The sequence below is a fragment of the Amycolatopsis sp. genome (assembly GCF_036008905.1).
GTDB lineage: Bacteria > Actinomycetota > Actinomycetes > Mycobacteriales > Pseudonocardiaceae > Amycolatopsis.
On the sequence record NZ_DASYMU010000027.1, the window covers coordinates 1 to 20,358 of the forward strand.

Annotated in this window: 17 protein-coding genes and 1 tRNA gene; 2 read left to right on the top strand and 16 right to left on the bottom strand. The window is 67.2% G+C overall.

Annotation, left to right across the window (positions count from 1 at the left end; all coding sequences use genetic code 11):
• Positions 1-659: 659 nt before the first annotated feature.
• On the bottom strand, positions 660-2,033 hold the full coding sequence (locus tag VGP60_RS05290) for an MATE family efflux transporter (protein ID WP_327546715.1): 1,374 nt from the start codon (positions 2,031-2,033) through the stop codon (positions 660-662).
• Between the two features lie 329 nt (positions 2,034-2,362).
• The gene (locus VGP60_RS05295) at positions 2,363-2,617 is read right to left on the bottom strand and encodes a hypothetical protein (RefSeq protein WP_327546716.1); all 255 of its coding nucleotides are present in this window, start codon (positions 2,615-2,617) and stop codon (positions 2,363-2,365) included.
• Positions 2,618-2,740: 123 nt separating this feature from the next.
• Here VGP60_RS05295 and VGP60_RS05300 point away from each other — a divergent pair, with 123 nt between their 5' ends.
• Positions 2,741-3,856 carry a recombinase family protein gene (locus tag VGP60_RS05300; RefSeq protein WP_327546717.1) on the top strand — a complete coding sequence of 372 codons (1,116 nt, stop codon included), beginning with the start codon at positions 2,741-2,743 and terminating at the stop codon, positions 3,854-3,856.
• Here VGP60_RS05300 and VGP60_RS05305 read toward each other — a convergent pair.
• The 13 genes from VGP60_RS05305 to VGP60_RS05365 form a co-directional block, all read right to left on the bottom strand.
• Positions 3,821-3,904, bottom strand: a tRNA-Leu gene (locus VGP60_RS05305). The genes VGP60_RS05300 and VGP60_RS05305 overlap by 36 nt on opposite strands.
• Before the next feature lie 100 nt (positions 3,905-4,004).
• Positions 4,005-5,249 (bottom strand): multiple monosaccharide ABC transporter permease, encoded by a 1,245-nt coding sequence (mmsB, locus tag VGP60_RS05310; RefSeq protein ID WP_327546718.1) that lies wholly within the window; start codon positions 5,247-5,249, stop codon positions 4,005-4,007.
• 8 nt (positions 5,250-5,257) lie between these two features.
• Positions 5,258-6,787 carry a multiple monosaccharide ABC transporter ATP-binding protein gene (gene mmsA / locus VGP60_RS05315; RefSeq protein WP_327546719.1) on the bottom strand — a complete coding sequence of 510 codons (1,530 nt, stop codon included), beginning with the start codon at positions 6,785-6,787 and terminating at the stop codon, positions 5,258-5,260.
• A complete protein-coding gene (chvE, locus tag VGP60_RS05320; protein WP_327546720.1) occupies positions 6,784-7,884 on the bottom strand; it encodes a multiple monosaccharide ABC transporter substrate-binding protein in 1,101 nt (366 codons plus the stop codon). The genes mmsA and chvE overlap by 4 nt, the downstream gene beginning before the upstream one ends.
• A 25-nt stretch (positions 7,885-7,909) precedes the next feature.
• Entirely contained in the window at positions 7,910-9,409 is a 1,500-nt protein-coding gene (gene araA / locus VGP60_RS05325; RefSeq protein WP_327546721.1) for an L-arabinose isomerase, read from the bottom strand.
• A gap of 19 nt (positions 9,410-9,428) precedes the next feature.
• Positions 9,429-10,106 (bottom strand): L-ribulose-5-phosphate 4-epimerase, encoded by a 678-nt coding sequence (locus VGP60_RS05330; protein WP_327546722.1) that lies wholly within the window; start codon positions 10,104-10,106, stop codon positions 9,429-9,431.
• Positions 10,107-11,804, bottom strand: a complete 1,698-nt coding sequence (gene araB, locus VGP60_RS05335; RefSeq protein WP_327546723.1) for a ribulokinase — start codon at positions 11,802-11,804, stop codon at positions 10,107-10,109.
• An 85-nt stretch (positions 11,805-11,889) separates the two neighbouring features.
• Positions 11,890-12,930, bottom strand: coding sequence for a LacI family DNA-binding transcriptional regulator (locus tag VGP60_RS05340; protein ID WP_327546724.1), 1,041 nt, complete (start codon positions 12,928-12,930; stop codon positions 11,890-11,892).
• 110 nt (positions 12,931-13,040) lie between these two features.
• Positions 13,041-14,198 (bottom strand): vWA domain-containing protein, encoded by a 1,158-nt coding sequence (locus tag VGP60_RS05345; RefSeq protein ID WP_327546725.1) that lies wholly within the window; start codon positions 14,196-14,198, stop codon positions 13,041-13,043.
• Positions 14,191-15,072 carry a MoxR family ATPase gene (locus VGP60_RS05350; protein WP_327546726.1) on the bottom strand — a complete coding sequence of 294 codons (882 nt, stop codon included), beginning with the start codon at positions 15,070-15,072 and terminating at the stop codon, positions 14,191-14,193. The genes VGP60_RS05345 and VGP60_RS05350 overlap by 8 nt, the downstream gene beginning before the upstream one ends.
• Positions 15,072-17,456, bottom strand: a complete 2,385-nt coding sequence (locus tag VGP60_RS05355) for an aerobic carbon-monoxide dehydrogenase large subunit (RefSeq protein WP_327546727.1) — start codon at positions 17,454-17,456, stop codon at positions 15,072-15,074. The genes VGP60_RS05350 and VGP60_RS05355 overlap by 1 nt, the downstream gene beginning before the upstream one ends.
• Complete coding sequence (locus tag VGP60_RS05360; protein WP_327546728.1) at positions 17,453-17,965, bottom strand: (2Fe-2S)-binding protein; 513 nt, start codon at positions 17,963-17,965, stop codon at positions 17,453-17,455. The genes VGP60_RS05355 and VGP60_RS05360 overlap by 4 nt, the downstream gene beginning before the upstream one ends.
• Position 17,966: 1 nt before the next feature.
• Complete coding sequence (locus VGP60_RS05365) at positions 17,967-18,836, bottom strand: xanthine dehydrogenase family protein subunit M (protein ID WP_327546729.1); 870 nt, start codon at positions 18,834-18,836, stop codon at positions 17,967-17,969.
• Positions 18,837-18,957: 121 nt separating this feature from the next.
• Here VGP60_RS05365 and VGP60_RS05370 point away from each other — a divergent pair, with 121 nt between their 5' ends.
• The gene (locus VGP60_RS05370; RefSeq protein WP_327546730.1) at positions 18,958-19,905 is read left to right on the top strand and encodes a LysR family transcriptional regulator; all 948 of its coding nucleotides are present in this window, start codon (positions 18,958-18,960) and stop codon (positions 19,903-19,905) included.
• Here the strand turns inward: VGP60_RS05370 and VGP60_RS05375 are convergent.
• Entirely contained in the window at positions 19,902-20,327 is a 426-nt protein-coding gene (locus tag VGP60_RS05375) for a hypothetical protein (RefSeq protein ID WP_327546731.1), read from the bottom strand. The two genes, VGP60_RS05370 and VGP60_RS05375, sit on opposite strands and share 4 nt — an antisense overlap.
• Positions 20,328-20,358 lie beyond the last annotated feature (31 nt).

The window sequence follows — 20,358 nt, forward strand, 5'->3', positions numbered from 1 at the left end:
CGACCGGGACCGGCCGTGCACGATGGACGATGCGCTGGAAGCCTGTGATCAACGCCTTCTCCATCACGTTCAGTGACCGATGGCCGGCCGCTGAAACCTACTAATCGAACACGCCGAAACACCGTTCGCGAGACAGACCCCCAGGCCCGGAGGAGTCGAGATGAAGCGCCTTCAGGCGCCGTGGACAACACGCTACGTGTTGGGGAAATTTCACCAGGTTTTGTGTCCGAGGACGATCTTGTTCACTATCTACACGCCTTGGTTTGCCGGGATGAATAACTCGAGCTCAGCGAGTCGAGCTCGAAGAGGCGTTTGACTCGCGTGTAGGACCAAGAGAGCCGCCCACTCAATCGCTATCGGTCGAGCCAAGAAACTCGTCGGCAACCGCGATAACTACTGCTGGTTGGACACGCGCAAGGATGTCCAGCGGTGTCGTCCACACACCAAGATGGAGTGCACGCGCAATAAGTGTTGCGGCACGACCTGGCTTGACTACTTTGGCCACAGCCGTCAATGCCTCCGCTTGCCAGACTGGTTCGGCTATGGAATGTGCGAGCGTTTCGGCCCTGCTCAGCACGCAGACCCTCCCGCCGGATCTGCTCGGCGGAGAGGTCTCGTGATCGACTGCCTCCGCCGAGGCCCGCAATCGTGTCCGGCTGTCACCTCGCCCGCCGGATCAGGTACCGCGTGCTGAACCAGAGGGTGACGAAGCCGATGAGGTTGCTGGCGGCGAGCAGCTTGGCCAGCGTGGCGCTGTCGACCGGCTGGGGGAGGGCCACGGCGATGGCGAGGACGACCGCGAAGTAGATGGCGTTGAGTGCGAACGCGGCCCGGGCACGGCCGATTTGTTCGAGAAAGGTCAACAGTGCCAACGTCCCGCCGAACAATGCGAAGGTCGGTCCGATCCAGGCGAAGTAGTCAGCCGCGACCGTGGCGATGCCTCTATCCGAGGTGAGCAGCTCCGAGAGTGGACGGCGCAATAGATATGCGCCGGCGCTGATAACCAGGTACGCCGGCAGCGCTACCCACAGGGTCGCGAGCATGCCAGCCTGATTGACGCCTCGGCGCCGCTCACCGGGGCGAAGGTTCGCCGCGATGGCCGCCCCGGAGCCGACCGCGAGCGCCACCACCATGAAGAACGACGTCGCCATCTGCCCAAGGCTGAAGCCCGCGATCTCGGCCGTGCCGGCATCGCGCAATACCCAGAGATAACCGAACGTCACCATGGACAGAAGTAGAAACGTGGCGGCCACCGGCGCGCCGAAGGCCCACAGTCCACCGATCGCGTCCCGGCGAAGGCTCGGCGTGAGTGCGGGCAGGCCGTGGCGACGCAGCGACACGACCGCCGCGATCCCGACCACAACGGCGGCGAGTAGGCCACCGACCGGCACGGTCAGCGCGCCCAGACTGGTCGTTTTGCCGAGGATGACCATACCCACCATCGACAGGACGGTGAACCCGACGCCGAGGACTGACGAGACCCCCGGCCGGCCCACCCCACGCAGCACCGCCGCGCCGAGATGCGGTACGAGGCTCAGTGCACTGGTGATGCAGACGGCGACAACGAACGTAAGCACGTCGAAACGTTGGCTGGGCACCACATCGAGGACCGAGAAGACGGAGCCCGACCCGGCCACGAACACGGCGGCGGTGAGCGTGAGTAGGGCGCCGCCCACCGCGAGGTAGGTGGGAATGGGTCGTACTGCGTCGTCGCGGCGGCCGCCGCGGGTCGCGATGCCCGCGGATACCTGCGCCGCCACGACCAGGCCCTCGGTGACCGCGAGTACCAGAAAGCCGATCGGTGCGTAAATCGAGCGCACGTAGAGCGCGTCGCCGCCGAGCCGGCCGAGATAGGCCACCGTCCACATCTGCAGCACCAGGCTTGCCAGCAAACCGAGCAGGATGGAGGCGGAGAATTTGACGGTCGCGGCGACCAGCGAGGCTGCGACGCCAGCCGGCTCCCCCGTAGGTTCCGGTGGAGCGGAGGTATACGGCTGCGGGGCGATACCGTCGGGTTCGGTCACCGAGTCCATGAGATTCTCCTCAATCTTCCTTGCTTTTTTAAGGCATTTCGAACCTTTTGAGATTTGATGCTTAATTCCTGAAAGGGCAGGAGAGGAGACTAGCAAAATGTCGAGGATTTCCGCGAGGCCTCTGCCGTGGCCGCCGTTAACCGGGTTCTCGACCCGCCTGCTTCGGTGCGCGCACCTGTAAGAAAAAACCCCGGTTGCCTATGCAATGTCACCCTGGCTGTTTCGCTCGTATTTTCACGACGAGCAGTGGGGTCAATAGTGATCACGACAGAGCGTCAATTTCAAGGCTTGCAGCCGGTGGTCAATGGTGTCGGATAATGTGATCGTGCTCATTCGGCTATGAGACCGTTCGGCGACCGGTCGCTATACCAGGTGAGCATCGTCCGCAGCCCGGTATCGAGATCGGTGTGGGCGAGCCCCGGTGCCAGTGAACGGAGCCGCCGCAGGCTGGGCAGACGGCGCTCAGGGGATCCGGGCGGCGGTGCTTCTATCGCCAGGCGCGGGTGCACGCCGGCCAGATCGAACAGACGATTGGCAAGGTCGATGATCCTTATTTCCGCGCGGTCGTCGCCGATGTTGACCACTATCGGGCCTCGGTCCGAGAGCTGCGTGATCCGGAGTGAGGCTTCCGCAGCATCATCAAAGTAACAGAAGGCCCTGCTCTGGTCCCCCGAAAGGCGGCCGAAGGGTTCAAGCTGCGGATACTGGTGATCGACGAGACGGCAGCGGAGGTAGTGCGCCGGATCTTCGCCGAATACCTGGGCGGCAACGGTGATCGGGCAATCGCCAACATGCTCAATCGGGACGGGATTGCGTGTCCGTCCGCGCATCGGCCAGAGCAGAACCGGCACCGGCATGCGGACGGCTGGCAGGGCAGTTCAGTACGGGCGATTCTGGATAACCCGCGCTACACCGGCTACGCAGTTTTCGGGCGCTGGACCAAACACGAGACATTGCTCGATCCGGAGGACGTGGCCGCCGGTCATGTGGTGCGGTTTCGGCGGGCTGCTGCGGACCGGATCGTGCGGTCACGGGAGCAGGCGCATCTGGCGATCGTGTCCGTGGAAACGTTCACGCGAGCGCAGCTCGTGCGTCGGTCGAAGTCGGCGGGCGGACTGGCGACGGCACGCAAAGCTGAGAGAGGCGGCCGGGTAACCGCACGCGCGTATCTTCTGCGTGGTCTGGTTCGCTGCGGAGCGTGCGGGAGGAAAATGCAAGGCGCGACGATCCGGAAGGGTGCCTATTACCGTTGTACCGCGCGGACGATGGCGCCTGGTTCGTTGCAACTGGCGGATCATCCGAAGACGGTCAACCTACGCGAGGGAGTGGTGGTTGAGGCGGTCAATGGGTGGATCGGTGAGCTGTTCCACCCGGGCAACTTAGATCACACGGTGGCGGCATTGCTCGGGTCGGACGGCGTTGGAGCAGGCGGCGGGCCGTTGGAAACTGCGCGAAACCGGCTGGCGGACGCCGAGGCCCGGCTTCGTCGGTATCAGGCGGCGATTTCCGCTGGGGTCGACCCGATGGCGCTTGTCGATCTGATCAACCAGGCACAGGCAGAGTGCGCGTCGGCGCGTGCGCAGGTCGTCGGTGTCCCGGCGAGTTCGACCATGACGGCTGCTGAGGTCGACGCGATGATTGATTCGCTCGGTGACGTCGGCGGACTGCTGGCCGATGCGACGACAACAGGTCTGAGCCGACTGTATGGGCGGCTGAACCTGGAGATTCGGTACGAACCAAAAGAGCTGGCCGTGTATGTCACGACCAGCCCTGGTGTAGATAGTGAGTGTCCGAGGGGGGACTTGAACCCCCACGCCCATTAAGGGCACTAGCACCTCAAGCTAGCGCGTCTGCCATTCCGCCACTCAGACCTTCTACCTGGAGTCTACCTTCCCGTCACTTGCGGCGACGCTGGGGGTGGCCAGTCAAGATCAATCCCGGCTGACCAGCCCAGACGCACCAACTCGCCCTCTATCCGGCCTTCAAGCCGCCAGTCCGACGCTTCGTCCAGACGTCGAAGGCGACGGCCGCCAACAAAACCAAGCCCTTGACGAGCATGACCCGTTCGCTGGGGGCGCCGATGAGGGACATGCCGTTGTTGATCACGGCCATGATCAGGCCGCCGGTGATGGCACCGACGACCTTGCCGACTCCACCTTGGACGGCCGCTCCCCCGATGAAGGCGGCGGCGATGGCGTCGAGTTCGAAGGCGTTTCCGGCGGTGGGGCCGGCTTGGTTGAGGCGGCCGGCGAAGATGACGCCCGCGAGGGCGGCCAGGACGCCCATGTTGACGAAGATCCAGAAGGTCACCGACTTGACCTTGACGCCGGACAGGGTCGCGGCCTGGAGGTTGCCGCCGACGGCGTAGATGTGGCGGCCGAAGACGGCGCGGGTCATGACCAGGGAGTAGGCCAGCACCAACACTGTGAGCAGGACGAGGACCCAGGGCAGGTTCTTGAAACGGGCCAGCTGGACGACGACGCAGAGCACGATGACGCCGGCGCCGCCGAACTTGAGCAGGAACAACGGGAGTGGGTCGACTTCTTGCAGGTAGCCCATGCGTGCGGAGCGTTTGCGCCATTGGGTGACGCCGATGCCGGCGACGGCGACGATGCCGACGAGGAGGCTGACTAGGTCGGCGCCGCCGAGGGGGCCCAGGGCGACGTTGCCGAGGTAGCCGTCGGTGAAGCCATTGGACAGGGTGCGGATGGGGTCGGGGAAGGGGCCGATGCCTTGGTTTCCGAGGACGCTCAGCGTCAGCGCTCGGAAGGCGAGCATGCCGGCGAGGGTGACGATGAAGGCGGGGATGCCGAAGTAGGCGATCCAGTAGCCCTGCCAGGCACCGATCGCGGCACCCGCGATCAAAGTGATGATGAGCGCTAGTGGCCAGGGGACGTGGAGGTTGACCATCAGGACGGCGGCGATGGCGCCGGTGAGGGCGACCACCGAGCCTGCGGAGAGGTCGATGTGGCCGGCGATGATGATGAGGATCATGCCGATCGCGAGAATCAAGACGTACGAGTTCTGCACGATGATGTTCGAGATGTTCTGCGGTTCCAGCAGCGCGCCACCGGTGAGGAACGAGAACAGGACGACGATCAGGGCGAAGGCGACGTAGATTCCGCTTTGCCGCGGGTTGAACGAGATTCGCCGTGGGGGCTTCACCTCGAGCGGCGCGGCGGGCGGGGCGCCGGTGTCGGTGGGTGCGGTGCTCATGGCTCTGCTCACTCCTGTTCTCTGGTCATGTACCGCATCAGGCCCTCTTGGGTGGCGTCCGCGCGGGCGGCTTCTCCGGTGATGCGTCCGTTCGCCAGTGCGTAGATCCGGTCGCAGAGACCCAGCAGCTCGGGGAGTTCGGACGAAATGACGAGTACCGCTTTACCCTCGTCGGCGAGGCGGTTGATGATCGAGTAGATCTCGTATTTGGCGCCGACGTCGATGCCGCGGGTGGGTTCGTCCAGGATCAGGACATCAGGGTCGGTGAAGATCCATTTCGACAGGACGACTTTTTGCTGGTTCCCTCCGCTGAGTTTCCCCGTGACGCTCATGACGCTGGGGGCCTTGATGTTCATGCTGGTGCGGAATTCGTTGGCGACGCGGTGTTCTTCGTGTTCGTTGACCCAGCCGCGGCGGGCGAGTTTGCGCAGGCCGGCCGCGGACACGTTGCGTTGGACGTCTTCGATGAGGTTGAGTCCGTACCTTTTGCGGTCTTCGGTGGCGTAGGCGATTCCGTGGGCGATGGCGTCGCCCACGTTTTTCACCTCGATTTCCTTGCCGTCCTTGATGATGCGGCCGGAGATGCCGACGCCATATGAACGTCCGAAGACGCTCATCGCCAGCTCGGTCCGGCCGGCGCCCATCAATCCGGCTAGGCCGACGATCTCGCCTCGTTTCAACGTCAGGTTCGCCTTGTCGACGACGATTCGGTCGTGCTGGACGGGGCTGTGGACGGTCCAGTCCTCGATCCGCAGCACCTCGTCGCCGATATGCGGGTCGTGGGGCGGGAAGCGGTGTTCCAGGTCCCTGCCGACCATGCCGGAGATGATCCTGTCTTCGGTGACGTGGTCGGCTTTCATGTCGAGCGTTTCGATGCTGCGGCCGTCGCGGAGGATGGTGATGGAGTCGGCGATCTCGGCGATCTCGTTGAGCTTGTGGGAGATGATCACCGAGGTGACGCCGTCCTCCTTAAGCCCCCGCAACAACTCCAGCAGGTGCGCCGAGTCGTCGTCGTTGAGGGCGGCAGTGGGCTCGTCGAGAATGAGAAGACTGACCTTTTTGGACAGTGCCTTCGCGATCTCGACGAGCTGCTGCTTTCCGACGCCGATGTCGAGCACCGGGGTCACCGGGTTCTCACGCAATCCCACTCGCCGCAAGAGTTCCGCGGCTTCGTGGTTGGTGCGGTTCCAGTCCACCAAGCCGCTCGACGCCCGTTCGTTGCCGAGGAAGATGTTCTCGGCGATGGACAACTGCGGGCACAGCGCGAGTTCCTGGTGGATGATCACGATGCCGCGCCGCTCGCTGTCCCGGATCGCGGAGAACTCGCACGGTTCGCCGTCGAGCGAGATTTCGCCCTCGTACGAGCCGTGCGGGTACACGCCGGACAGAACCTTCATCAGCGTCGACTTGCCGGCGCCGTTCTCACCGCAGATGGCGTGGATCTCGCCGCGGCGCACGGAGAGGTTCACGTCCTGCAACGCCTTGACCCCGGGGAAGGTCTTGGTGATCGTGTTCATGCGCAGCATCGTGTCGGTCATTTCAGCTGATCCGCGGTGTAGTAGCCGGAGTCGATGAGCTCCTTCTGGTAGTTCGACTTACCGAGGATCACCGGCTGCAACAGGTAGGACGGGACGACCTTCTTGCCGTTGTCGTAGTCCTTCTCGTTGTTGACCTCGGGCTTGCCGCCCTTGAGCACCGTGTCGGCCATCTTCGCGGTGACGGCCGCGAGCAGCCGGGTGTCCTTGAAGACCGTCGAGTACTGCTCACCGGCGATGATCGACTTCACCGACGCGACCTCCGCGTCCTGCCCGGTGACGATCGGGTAAGGCTGACCGGCGGTACCGTAACCGCTGCTCTTCAGCGCCGACAGGATGCCGATCGACAGGCCGTCGTAGGGCGACAGCACTCCGCTCACCTTTGCACCGCCGCCGTAGCTCGAGGTGATGAGGTTTTCCATCCGCTGCTGCGCGGTGGCCGGGTCCCAGCGCAGGATCGCCGCGGTGGCGAAGTCCTTCTGCCCGCTCTTGACCACGAGCTTGCCGCTGTCGATCAGTGGCTGGAGCACGGACATCGCGCCGTTGAAGAAGAACGGCGAGTTGTTGTCGTCGGGAGAACCGGCGAAGAGTTCGATGTTGAACGGTCCCGGCCCGGTGCCGAGACCTTCCACCAGCGAAGTCGCCTGCTCGACGCCGACCTTGAAGTTGTCGAAGGTCGCGTAGTAGTCGACCGACGGGCTGTTGCGGATGAGCCGGTCATAGGAGATCACCGGGATCTTCTTGTCAGCCGCTTCCTGCAGCTGCGTGGTGAGCGCGGTGCCGTCGATCGAGGCGATCACGAGCAGTTTGACGCCCTTGGTGATCTGGTTCTCGATCTGGTTGACCTGGGTGGGGATGTCGTTCTCGGCGTATTGCAGGTCGACCTTGTACCCGGCCTTTTCCAGCGCCAGCTTGATGTTGTCGCCGTCGTGGATCCACCGCTCGGACGACTTCGTCGGCATGGTGACACCGACGAGCGCGCCCGCGCTGTCTCCGGGTGCGGCGGCTTGTTCGCTGGTCTTTTCGCTCGAGCCGCACGCGGCCAAGCTCACGCTGACCGCGAAGATCCCGGCCACCGCGGTCAATCGGGTGAGTTTCATTTCTGTTCTCCTTAGCCTGAAACGGTTAAAAACCCTGGGCCAGGCGGTAGTACGCCTGGTTCCAGCGAATTCGGTCCCCGAACGCGGCCGTGGTGGTGTCGTGATCGATCACCAGCAGCTCGACGTTGAGCATGTGGGTGAAGTCGCGGATGGTGTCGGTGCCGACAGCTTGGCTGAGCACGGTGTGGTGCGGGGCGCCCGCGGTGATCCACGATTCGGCGGACGTCGTCAGCGACGGCGCGGGCTTCCACACCGCCCTGGCCACCGGCAGGTTCGGCAGCGGTTCGTCCGGTGAGACGACCTCGACTTCGTTGGCCACGAACCGGAACCGGTCGCCGAGGTCGGACAGGCCGACGACCACGCCGGGTCCGGGGGCGGCGTCGAAGACGAGCCGGACGGGGTCTTCGCGGCCGCCGATGCCGAGCGGGTGGATCTCGCAGGACGGGCGGTGCGCGGCGATGCTCGGGCAGACCTCGAGCATGTGCGCACCGAGGATTTTCGCTTCACCGGGCCCGAAGTGGTAGGTGTAGTCCTCCATAAAGGACGTTCCGCGGCCGGTCCCCCGGCCCATCGCCTTCACCGCCGCGAGCAGCGCCGACGTCTTCCAGTCGCCCTCGCCGCCGAAGCCGTAACCGTCGGCCATCAGCCGTTGAACGGCCAATCCGGGCAGCTGACGCAGACCGCCGAGGTCCTCGAAGTTCGTGGTGAACGCACCGAAACCGCCCTCGGTGAGGAACTGGCGCAGACCGAGTTCGATCCGCGCGGCGTAGCGCAGGGACTCGTGCCGCTCCCCCCGCAGTTCCGGAGCCAGGACATAGGAATCGGCGTACTCGGCGACCAGGGTCGCGACAGCCGAGTCCGACACGGCGTCGACGAGCGCGACGAGATCGTTGACGCCGTAGGTGTTCACCGAGACGCCGAACTTCAGCTCGGCCTCCACCTTGTCGCCGTCGGTGACGGCGACGTCGCGCATGTTGTCGCCGAACCGTGCGAGCCGCAGGGATCGCAGGTGGTTGTGGCCGGTCGCCGCGCGGGCCCAGTCGTCGATACGTGTGACGAGCGACGGGTCGGCGGCGTGCCCGGCGACGGTTTTGCGGGCGACGCCGAGCCGCGTCTGGATGTAGCCGAACTCCCGGTCGCCGTGCGCGGCCTGGTTGAGGTTCATGTAGTCCATGTCGATGGACCGCCACGGCAGTGTCTCGTTGAGCTGGGTGTGCAGGTGCAGCAACGGTTTGCGCAGCGCGTCGAGCCCGGTGATCCACATCTTCGCCGGGGAGAACGTGTGCATCCAGGCGATGACCCCGATGCACGCGGGGTCGGCGTTGGCTTCGAGCATCACGCGGCGGATCGCGGCCGGTCCGGTGAGCACGGGCTTGCCGACGAGTTCGGCCGAGATCCGGCCGCTGCCCGCCAGCAGCTGCTGGATCTGCGACGACTGGCCCGCGACCTGTGCGAGGGTTTCCTCGCCGTACAACGCCTGGCTCCCGGTGAGGAACCAGAGCTGCGGTTTGTGTTCGGAAGACATTGTTCTCCTGTGGTGGTACTCAGTGCTGGCCGTAGACGTTCTGGTAGCGGGCGTACAGCCGGTCGACGTCGTCCTGCCCGAGGGGGGCCGGGACACCGAGCTGGTGTGCGATGTGGACGGTCCGGGCGACGTCCTCGACGAGTACGGCCGCCTTGACCGCGGCGCGCGCGTCGGCACCGACGGTGAACGGGCCGTGGTTGCGCATGAGGACGGCGGGCGATCTGCTGGCGCGCAGGGTTTCCACGATGCCTCGGCCGATGGAGTCGTCGCCGATCAGGGCGAACGGGCCGACCGGGATCTCCCCGCCGAACTCGTCCGCGATCATGGTCAGCACACAGGGAATCGGCTCACCGCGCGCGGCCCACGCCGTCGCGTAGGTCGAGTGGGTGTGGACCACTCCGCCGACCTCCGGCATGTGCCGGTAGACGTAGGCGTGCGCGGCGGTGTCGGACGACGGCGCGAGGTCGCCGTGCACGATCTCGCCGTGCAGGTCGGTGACGACCATGGTGTCGGCGGACAAGTCGTCATAGGACACGCCGGACGGCTTGATGACCATGAGTTCCTGGCCGGGGACACGAGCGGAGACATTGCCCGCGGTCCAGCTCACCAGCTCGTTGCGGGTGAGTTCGGAGTGGAGCTCCGCGACGGTCCGGCGGAGTTCCGCCACGGTGTCGAGGATCGCTGTGGTGACGGTCATCTAGTCCTGTCCTTTCTGGACGGCCAGTTGGCGGCGGCGCGCGGCCAGCCGGTGCATGAGGTCGTTGGCGCCGCGGCCGAAATAGTCGTGCAGGACGGTGTATTCGGCGTAGAGCTGGTCGTAGGCCTCGACGTTGCGAGGGATCGGCTGGTACACCCCGCGTTTCACCGAACCCATCGCCTTCGCGGCGACGCCGATGTCCCGATAGGACCCGGCGGCGACGGCGGCGTGGATCGCCGAACCGAGCGCCGGTCCCTGCTCAGAGCCGATCACCGAGAGCGGCAGCCCGGTGACGTCGGCGTAGATCTGCATCAGCAGCGGGTTCTTGAGCAGGCCACCCGCGACGACCAGTTCGGTGACGGGAACCCCGGCCCGTATAAAGGTTTCGATGATGGTCCGGGTGCCGAACGCGGTCGCTTCCAGTAGCGCGCGGTAGGTGTCCTCGGCGCAGGTGGCCAGGGTCTGCCCGACGATGACGCCGGAGAGTTCGTGGTCGACGAGCACCGACCGGTTCCCGCTGTGCCAGTCCAGCGCGATCAGCCCGTGCTCGCCGATCTCCTGTTCGGTGGCCAACGCCGTGAGGTACTCGTGGACCGAAAGATCGAGCTCCCGGGCGCGTTCGTGGTACTCCGGTGGCACACCGCGGTTGACGAACCAGCCGAAGATGTCCCCCACTCCGCTCTGCCCGGCTTCGTAACCCCAGAGGCCCGCGACGATCCCTCCGTCGACGGCCCCGCACATCCCGGGGACCTCGTGGAGTTCGGCGCCGTTCATCACGTGGCACGTGGAGGTGCCCATGATCGCGACCATCTGGCCGGGCTCGACGGCTTGCGCGGCCGGGGCGGTGACATGCGCGTCGACGTTGCCGACCGCGACGGCGATCCCCTCCGGCAGGCCCGTCCACGCGGCGGCCTGGGCGCTGAGCCCGCCGGCGCGGGAACCCAGTTGTCCCAAGGGATGTTCGAGTTTGTCGGTGACGAAGGTGTCGAACGCCGGGTTCAGCTCGCGCAGGAAGTCCGCACTCGGGTACTCGCCGTCCTGAAGCATGCCCTTGTACCCAGCGGTGCACGCGTTGCGGACATAAGAACCCGTGAGCCGCCAGATGATCCAGTCGGCCGCCTCGACCCAGTGCCGCATCGAGTGGTAGACCTCGGGCGCCTCTTCGAGAACCTGGAGCGCTTTCGCGAACTCCCATTCCGAGGAGATCAGGCCGCCGTACCGGGAAAGCCACTTCTCGCCGCGCTCCCGGGCGACGGCGTTGATCCGGTCGGCCTGCGGCTGCGCGGCGTGGTGGCGCCAGAGCTTCACGTAGGCGTGCGGCTCCTCCGCGAACTCTGGCAGCTCGCACAGCGGCGTCCCGTCCTCGGTGGTGGGCACCATCGTGCAGGCGGTGAAGTCCGTGCCGATGCCGATGACGTCGGCCGGGTCGGCACCGGCGGCTTTGAGCGCCTCGGGTACGGCGACGCGCAGGACGTCGACGTAGTCCGAGGGCACTTGCAGGGCCCATTCCGGCGGCAACGGCTGTCCGGTCAGGGGCAGAGCCCGGTCGACGACGCCGTGGGGGTACGGGAAAACCGCACTGCCCAGTTCGGCGCCGTCGCGTACCCGCACGACGACCGCGCGGCCGGACAGCGTCCCGAAGTCGACGCCGATGACCAGCGGTTCGGCGCCGGTATCGGTGACAGACGTGGTGCCCACGTTCACTCCTCGATCGGCATTGATCAACTTGTTAGCGTTAACATTTTGCGGATCAAGACGTCATCCGGTTTCCGCGTGGAGGCCCTTACCTGGGGCCGGTACTCTCCCGCACGATCAGTTCCGGGGTGACGAGGTGGCGCACCTGGTGCTCGCCTCCGTCCATCCTGGCGATGAGCAGGCCGAAGGTCCGGCGGCCCAGCTCGATGAAGTCCTGGCGGACGGTCGTCAGCGGCGGGCTGAAGTACGCCGCCTCCGGCACGTCGTCGAAGCCCGCGACATGCACGTCCTTCGGCACGGTCAACCCGCCTTCGGTGAACGCCCGGAGCAGCCCGAGCGCCATCTGGTCGTTGGCCACGAACACCGCGCTCATGTCCCGTTCCGCGACGAGGGACCTCCCCGCTTCGTAACCAGACCTCGAACTCCAGTCACCGCGCACCACGCGCGTGACCTCGGCGCCGTGCCGCTCGAGGGTCTCGCGCCAGCCGCGCTCACGGTCGCGCGCCTCGAGCCAGTCCCCCGGGCCAGCCACGTGCCAGACCGTCCGATGTCCCAGCGCGAGCAGATGCTCGGTCGCGCGGCGGGCGCCGTCGTACTGGTCGACCGCGATCACCGGCACCGACGCGGTTTCGCCGCCGCCGACGGCGACGAGCGGCACGTCGCGCGGCGCGTACTCCAGTGCCCGGCCGGCCGCGACATGCGGCGCTATGACCACGATGCCCTCGACGGCCTGGCGCCGGAGGTTCTCCACCGCGTCCGAAATGGACGAACGCTGAGGACGGCTGACACTGGAGATCGTGATCGCGTAGCCGGCTTCGCGGGCGGCGTTCTCGATGCCGTAGAGCGTGCTGGCCGGACCGTACAAAGTGGAGTCGAGCGCGACCACGCCGAGGGTGCCGGAGCGGCCGGTGACCAGTGCGCGGGCGGCGGAGTTGGGGCGGTAGTCCAGTTCCTCGATGGCGGCGGTGACCCTGGCCCGTGTCTCGGCTTTCACCGAGCCGGTCCCGTTGATCACCCGCGAGACGGTCATGTGTGACACGCCCGCGAGTCCGGCGACATCGGTGAGGCTGGGCTGGCGCCCGGAGGTCGCCGCGCGTTCGGGTTCACCGGGTCGAGCTGTACCGGCCATCGCAGAAACCTCCTGTCCGCATCGTCGCGTGCACCCTATCGTGTGCTGAGCAGGGCCAAGTGTTAGCGATAACATCGCGGCGGTCAAGCACGATTTCGGTAACGCTCGAATCACGTTCGCGGCGGCTTCCGGCCGGCGACGGCGTCGAGGAGCGGGCCGAGCGCGTCGAGCCGATGCGCGCTGACGACCTGGTCGCAGTACGGCAAGGCGGCGGCCATTCCGCCGACGAGCGGCTGGTACCGCGCGCTCGCGGTGCGCGGGTTGACCCAGATGACGCGGTGCGCGAGCCGGGCGAGCCTGGCCATCTGCTCGCCGAGTCCGGCCGGGTCGCCGGTCTCCCAGCCGTCGGAGATGATCACTACGACCGCGCCCCTCGCCATCCCGCGGGTGCCGTGGACGTCGAGGAATTCGCGCAGCGCGGCACCGATCCGCGTGCCGCCGGACCAGTCGGGGGCGAACTCCCCCGCGAGCCGCAGGGCGTCGGCGGGGCGGGTGGCGAGCACGCGGGTGAGGCGGGTCAACCGGGTGGCGAAGGTGAACACCTCGGCGCGGGCGCCACCGGACGCGCAGTAGAGCAGCTGCAGCATGGCGCGGGCGTGCGCCTGCATGGAACCCGAGATGTCGCAGAGCACCACCAGTTTGCGGGGTTTGCGGCGTGGCGTGCGGCGGCTGAGCAACACGGGTTCGGCACCCGAACGCCGGGCCCGGCGCAGGGTCTGGCGGAGGTCGACCTCACGGCCGCCCGGCGCGGCGCGGAACCTGCGGGAGCGGCGCAGGGGCGTGGCGATCGTGAACCGGCGCATGACCTCGGCGAGCAGAGCCAGCTCTTCCGCGTCGAGCGCGCCGAAATCGCGGCTGCCCAACGATTCCGCCGCGCTCCCCACTGTCGGTACCTCGACGTCGTGTTCCCCCAATGCGGCGTTGGGGGCACTGGAGTACCCGAAAGCGGCGTTGGGGACGTTCAAGGTCCCCAAAGCGGCGTTGGGGGCATGGGACGGGGTGTCGCCGAAATTCCCGGGGTCCCCACGAAATTCGGCCGGGTCGACCAGACCCTCGAAGACGGCGGCGAAAACCCGGTCCAGCAAGGGGATCTCCGCTGGGTCGGAGATCAAGGTCGCCAGCGCGCACCGGTAGAGCTCCGACGCCGAACTCGGGGCCACCACGGTGATCGCCTGCGCGAACCGGGCGGACCGGTCCGCGCCGACGGCGACGCCTTCGCTCCGCAGCGCGGCGCCGAAGCGCGCGGCGACCGCCGCGAGGTCAGTCACCGACCACTCCCGCCAGGCCTCGCGCGGCGACGGTCACGCGGTCTTCGTCGTACTTCAGCACCGCGCTCATCGTGCGCCCGGCCGCCTCCTCGTCGAGCACCTCGACACCGAGCACGTGCAACGCGGCCGCCCAGCTGATCGCCTCCGCGATCCCCGGTGGCTTGTACAAATCCAAGCCCCGCAACCGATGCACCGAACCCGCGACCCGCTCGGCGAGCCAGTCAGCCGCACCGGGCACCCGGCGCCGGATGATCGCCGCCACGCGGTCGACGTCGGGATGCGCGATCCAGTGGTAAAGACACCGCCGCTTCAACGCGTCGTGCAGGTCCCGGGTCCGGTTCGAGGTGAGCACCGCGATCGGCGGGATGATCGCGTGCCGCGTGCCCAGTTCGGGGATGGTCACGGTCGACTCGGCGAGCAGTTCGAGCAGGAACGCCTCGAACTCGTCGTCCGCGCGGTCCACCTCGTCGATCAGGAGCACCGCCGGACGCGGTCCGGGATGTTCCAGCGCCGCCAGTAACGGCCGCGCCATCAGGTAGTCCTCGCTGAACAGGTCCGCGTCGGTCAGCGCCTCACCGCGGGCCTCGGCCAGCCGGATGCCGAGCAGCTGACGCGGATAGTTCCACTCGTACAACGCGTCCGACGACGTCAGGCCCTCGTAGCATTGCAGCCGGATCAGCGGAGTGTCCAGCGCGAGGGCGAGCGACTTGGCGGCCTCGGTCTTGCCGACGCCGGGCTCGCCTTCGAGCAGGATCGGCTGGCCCAGCCGCACCGCCAGGAACAGCGCGGTGGACAGCGATTCGTCGGTCAGGTAGCCGGTCGCTTCCAGCATCCCGGACAGCGCGGCGACGTCGGGAACCTCGGGCGTGTCCATCAGCCGATCGCCAGGTCTGTCCGAAGTGGAGTGCCCTGCATCGCGCTCCACACCGCGGCCGGGGTGAGCGGCATGTCGGCGTGCCGCACGCCGAGCGGCTTGAGTGCGTCGAGCACCGCGTTCACCACCGCGGGCGGCGAACCGACGGTCGCGGACTCGCCGACGCCCTTGGCGCCGATCGGATGATGCGGGGACGGGGTGACCGTCTCGCCGAGCTCCCAGGACGGGCATTCCATCGACGTCGGCAGCAGATAGTCCATAAAGGACCCGCCGAGATGGTTGCCGTCCCCGTCGAACGCCATGCCCTCCATCAGCGCCATCCCGATGCCGTCGGCGAGGCCGCCGTGGACCTGTCCTTCGACGATCATCGGGTTGATCCGCACCCCGCAGTCGTCGACGGCGATGAACCGCCGCACACGCACCCGGCCGGTGTCCCGGTCGACATCGACCACGCAAACGTATGCGCCGAACGGATAAGTCAGGTTCGGCGGGTTGTACACACAGGACGCGTCGAGATGCCCCTCGATTCCCTCGGGCAGTTCCAGGCTGGAATGCGCGGCGAGCGCGATCTCGGTGATCGTCCGGCCCTGCTCCGGATCGCCCTTGACGAACCAGCGGCCCTTCTCCCACTCCAGGTCGTCCGGGCTCACCTCCAGCATCGCCGACGCGACGATCTTGGCTCTGTCACGGACCTTCCTGGCCGCGACAGCGGTCGCCGCACCGGAGACGGGTGTCGACCGCGAGCCGTAGGTCCCGAGACCGAACGGCGTCTGGTCGGTGTCGCCCTGCACGACCTCGATGTCGTCGGGCGAAATTCCCAGTTCCTCGCCGACGATCTGCGCGAAAGTCGTCTGGTGGCCCTGCCCCTGGCTCATGCAGGACAGCCGCAGCACGGCCTTGCCTGTCGGGTGGACACGGAGTTCGGCGGCGTCCGCCATGCCCAGGCCCATGATGTCCATATGCTTGCGCGGCCCGGCGCCGACGGCTTCGGTAAAGAAGCTGATCCCGATTCCCATCAGCTCGCCGCGTTCCCGTTTCTCGGCCTGCTCGCGCCGCAGTTCGTCATACCCGGCCATGTCCAGCGCCATCCGCAACGCGCGCGGGTAGTCGCCGGAGTCGTATTCCCAGCCGGTGGCACAGGTGTACGGGAACTGTTCGGCTCTGAGCAGGTTCCGCATCCGCAGCTCGGCCGGGTCCACGCCGAGTTCGTAGGCGAGGCAGTCGACCATCCGCTCGACGAGGTACACCGCTTCGGTGATCCGGAACGAGCACGCGTAAGCCACTCCCCCGGGCGCCTTGTTCGTGTAGACCCCGGTGACCTCACAATGCGCCGCCCGCAGGTCGTAGGAACCGGTGAAGACACCGAAGAACCCGGCCGGGAATTTCGTCGGCTGGGCGGTGCCGTTGAACGCGCCGTGGTCGGCGAGCACCTTGACCCGCAGGCCGAGGATCTTCCCGTCCTTTGTGGACGCGATTTCACCATGCATGTGGTAGTCGCGGGCGAACGACGTGCTCATCAGGTTCTCCGAGCGGTCCTCCATCCACTTCACCGGTTTGCCGGTGAGGATCGACCCGACGATCGAGCACAGGTAGCCCGGGTAGATGCCGACCTTGTTGCCGAACCCGCCGCCGAGATCCGGCGCGACGATCCGGATCTTGTGCTCCGGGATACCCGCGACCAGCGCGTACACCGTGCGATGCGCGTGCGGCGCCTGCGTGGTCGTCCACATCGTCAGCTTGCCGGAGACCGGGTCCAGGTCGGCCACCGTCCCGCAGGTCTCCAGCGGCGCGGGATGCACCCGCGGGTACAGCATGTCCTGCGTGACAACGACGTCCGCGCCCGCGAACACCTCGTCGGTCTTCGCCTTGTCACCGGTCTCCCAGTCGAAGATGTGGTTGTTCACCCGGCCTTTGACGTCATCGCGGATCAGCGGCGCGTCGGGGTCGAGTGCCCGTTTCGCGTCGACCAGCGGCGGCAGCGGTTCGTAGTCGACGCTGATCAGTTCCAGCGCGTCCCTTGCCGCGTAACGATCTTCGGCGACGACGAACGCGACCTCCTGCCCCTGGAAGCGCACCTTGTCGGTGGCCAGCACGGCTTGGACGTCCTGGGACATCGTCGGCATCCACGCCAGGCCCATCGCGTCGAGGGTCTCGCCGGTGATCACGGCCAGCACCTTGGGGTGTCCCTCGGCCGCGCTGGCGTCGACCGACAGGATCCTGGCGTGCGCGTACGGGCTGCGCAGCACGGCGCCGTACAGCATGCCGGGCAGCTTGACGTCGTCGACGTAGCGCCCGCGCCCGCGCAGGAACCGCGCGTCCTCCTTGCGCAGCATCCGGCCGTAGCCCATCGGTGTCGTGGCGGGATTCGGTTCGGTGGCGGTCATGCCGTCACCTCCTCGTCGAGGTCGTCGCCGAAGTCCGTGGCGGCTTCGGCAGCTTCGTACTCGGCGGCCCAGCGGATCGACCGGACGATGTTCTCGTACCCGGTGCAGCGGCACAACTGCCCGGAGATGGCGGCCCGGATCTCCGGCTCGGTCGGATCAGGGTTGCTATCGAGCAGCGCACGCGCGGTCATCATCATGCCCGAGGTGCAGAACCCGCACTGGAGTCCGTGGCACTGCGTGAATCCCCGCTGCACCGGGTCGAGGCCTTCGGTGCTCGCCAGGCCCTCGACGGTCCGCACGGACTTGCCGTCGACCATCGCCGCGAGCACCGTGCAGGACTTCACCGGGACCTCGTCGAGCCACACCACGCAGACGCCGCAGTTGGAGGTGTCGCAGCCCCAGTGGGTACCGGTCAGGTCGAGGTCGTCGCGCAGGAAGTGCACCAGCAGCAGTCTCGGTTCGATCTCGCGCGCGTAGCTCTTCCCGTTGACGTCGACGGTGATCTGCATGTCAGCGCTCCCCGTGGTGGCGCGCGACCGCGCGGGTCAGGGCACGGGCGGTGAGGGTGGCGACGAGGGATCGCTTGTAGGCCACCGGTCCGCGCTGGTCGGCGTACGGGTTGCAGTGCCGGGCGGCGATCGACGCCGCCTCGGTGATCCGCCCGGCGGTGGCCGGGCCGCCGCGCAGGAAGTCTTCGGCCTCGACAGCCACGAAATTCGTCGCGCCGACCGCGGTCAGCCCGATTCCCACCTCCGCCAGCGTTTCCCCGTCGAACCGGACCGCGGCGCCGGCCGCGGCGACGGCCCAGTCCCCCGCCCGGCGATCGACCTTCTCGTAGGCGGACACCGAGCCTTCGATCGGCACGCGAATTTCGACAAGAATTTCACCGCCGGCGAGGACGGTTTCGTACGGTCCGACAAGGAATTCGCGCACCGGCACCGTGCGGCGCCCGCCGAGGCCCTCGATCACCGCGGTCGCGCGGACCGCGCAGAACGCCGCGGACAGGTCCTCGGACGGGTCGGCCTGGCAGAGGGAACCGCCTACGGTGCCCCGATTCCTGACGATCGGGTCCGCGATCACGCGCTCGGCGTCGTGGAAGATCGGGAAGTGCTCCCCGGCGACAGCCGAATCGAGCAGCGCCGCGTGCCGGACCATCGCGCCGACGCACAGCTCGCCGTCGTCGACACGGATCAGGGCGAGTTCGTCGAGGTCGTTGATGTCGATCAGGGCTTCCGGCTGGGCGAGGCGCAGCTTCATCATCGGCAGCAGGCTGTGCCCGCCGGCGACGACCCTGCTCTCCGCGCCGTACTTGGCGAGCAACCTCAGCGCGTGGCCGACGCTGGTCGCCTTCTCGTACTGGAACTGGGCCGGGACCTGCATAGGCGCTCCCTGGGATCGGTGCTGCGCTGGAGCATTCCGGTGGTCTCCTGGCGCGGCAATGGCCCGATAAGGCATCGATTATGTACCGTGGTCATGTGACCACCACCACAGCTGGTGAGCAATGACGCTCACCCAGTTGAGCGCGTTCATCCTGGTCGCCCGGCTGGGTTCGGTGACAGCCGCGGCGAAGGCACTGGGCGTCAGTGAGCCCGCGGTGTCGCAAGCGCTGTCGGCCCTCCGCCACCAGCACGACGACAAGCTGGTGATCCGGTCCGCCGGCGGGATGACCTTGACTCCCGGCGGGAGCCGTCTGCTGCCGATCGCCTCGCAGATGGTGGCGCTCGGGGCGGAAGCGGACGCGGCCGTCCGCGCGGCGCAGGGCGCGGCCGAGCAGCTTCGGCTGGCCGTCACCGATGTGATCGCCGAGTTCGTGGCGAATCCGCTCGTCGAAGCGTTCAACAAACGTTCGGGCGAGTCGATCGAGGCATCGTCCGGGGTGGCGGCGACCAAGGAAATGCCGGTGCTGGTGGCGAATCGGCTCGCCGACGTCGCTCTCGGGCCGCAGATGTCCGGAGACACCGCCCACGAACTGAGCAGTGACCCGATCTTCCGCTGCCGCCTGGTCGCCGTCGGCTCGCCCCGTGGCCGTTATCGGGGGCGCGCCGCGGGCTGGCCGTGGCTCGCCGGGCCGTCGGCGACGGACCCGGGCAGTGAGACCCGGAAGGTTCTCGACAAACTGCGCGTGCCGGACAGCGCCATCCAGGTCTTCCCGAACCAGACCGCCGCCTGGGCCGCGGCGGCCGGCGGTGCCGGTGTCGCCGTCGCGGTCGAACACCTGGTGGCGAGCCAGCTTCAGCGGCACGAGCTCGTCGTGGTGCCGACGCAGGTCACGCCGATGGCGATCTGCTGGCACGCCACGACGCTGTCCCGCGATCGCCGCCCGGCCGGTGCGGGGTCGCTGCTGCATTTCCTCGCGACTCCGCAGGCCATGCGGGTGATGCGCTCACCGGGCGCCGGAGTTCCGCCCGCGCGGTTCCGGCCGCCGGTCTACGTCACCATCTGGAGCTAAGCGGCGAACACAGAGCGCATCGGTTTGCCGTTCACCACCAGTACGACACCGAGCAGGATGAGCCCGCAGACACCTTGCTCGATCTTCAGCCATACCGGGAAAGCGCCGGGCAAGACGATGATCAGGACGATCGCCACCACCATGATGGCCGACACCAGCCGCAGCCGATGGTAAGAGCGGCCGCGGCCTTTCGCCGTGCGAACGGCGAAGAACAGCATGAGCGCGGCGCTGGCGACAACGGCGACGGCCCGAATCCAGACGGCCGCGTTCACGATCGCCGGATGATCGCGCAGCAAAGCCACGGCGATCAGGGTGAGCACGCTGAGGCCGAGATAGCCGACAACAAGCGTCTTCGCCGTGCGAAACGCCTTCAGGCTGCGCGGGTGGCCGAGTCGTTCGTCCGCGATGTTCCGAGTGTCCATTATGGTCCTTCCTCCCTCGTCAACCTCCTCA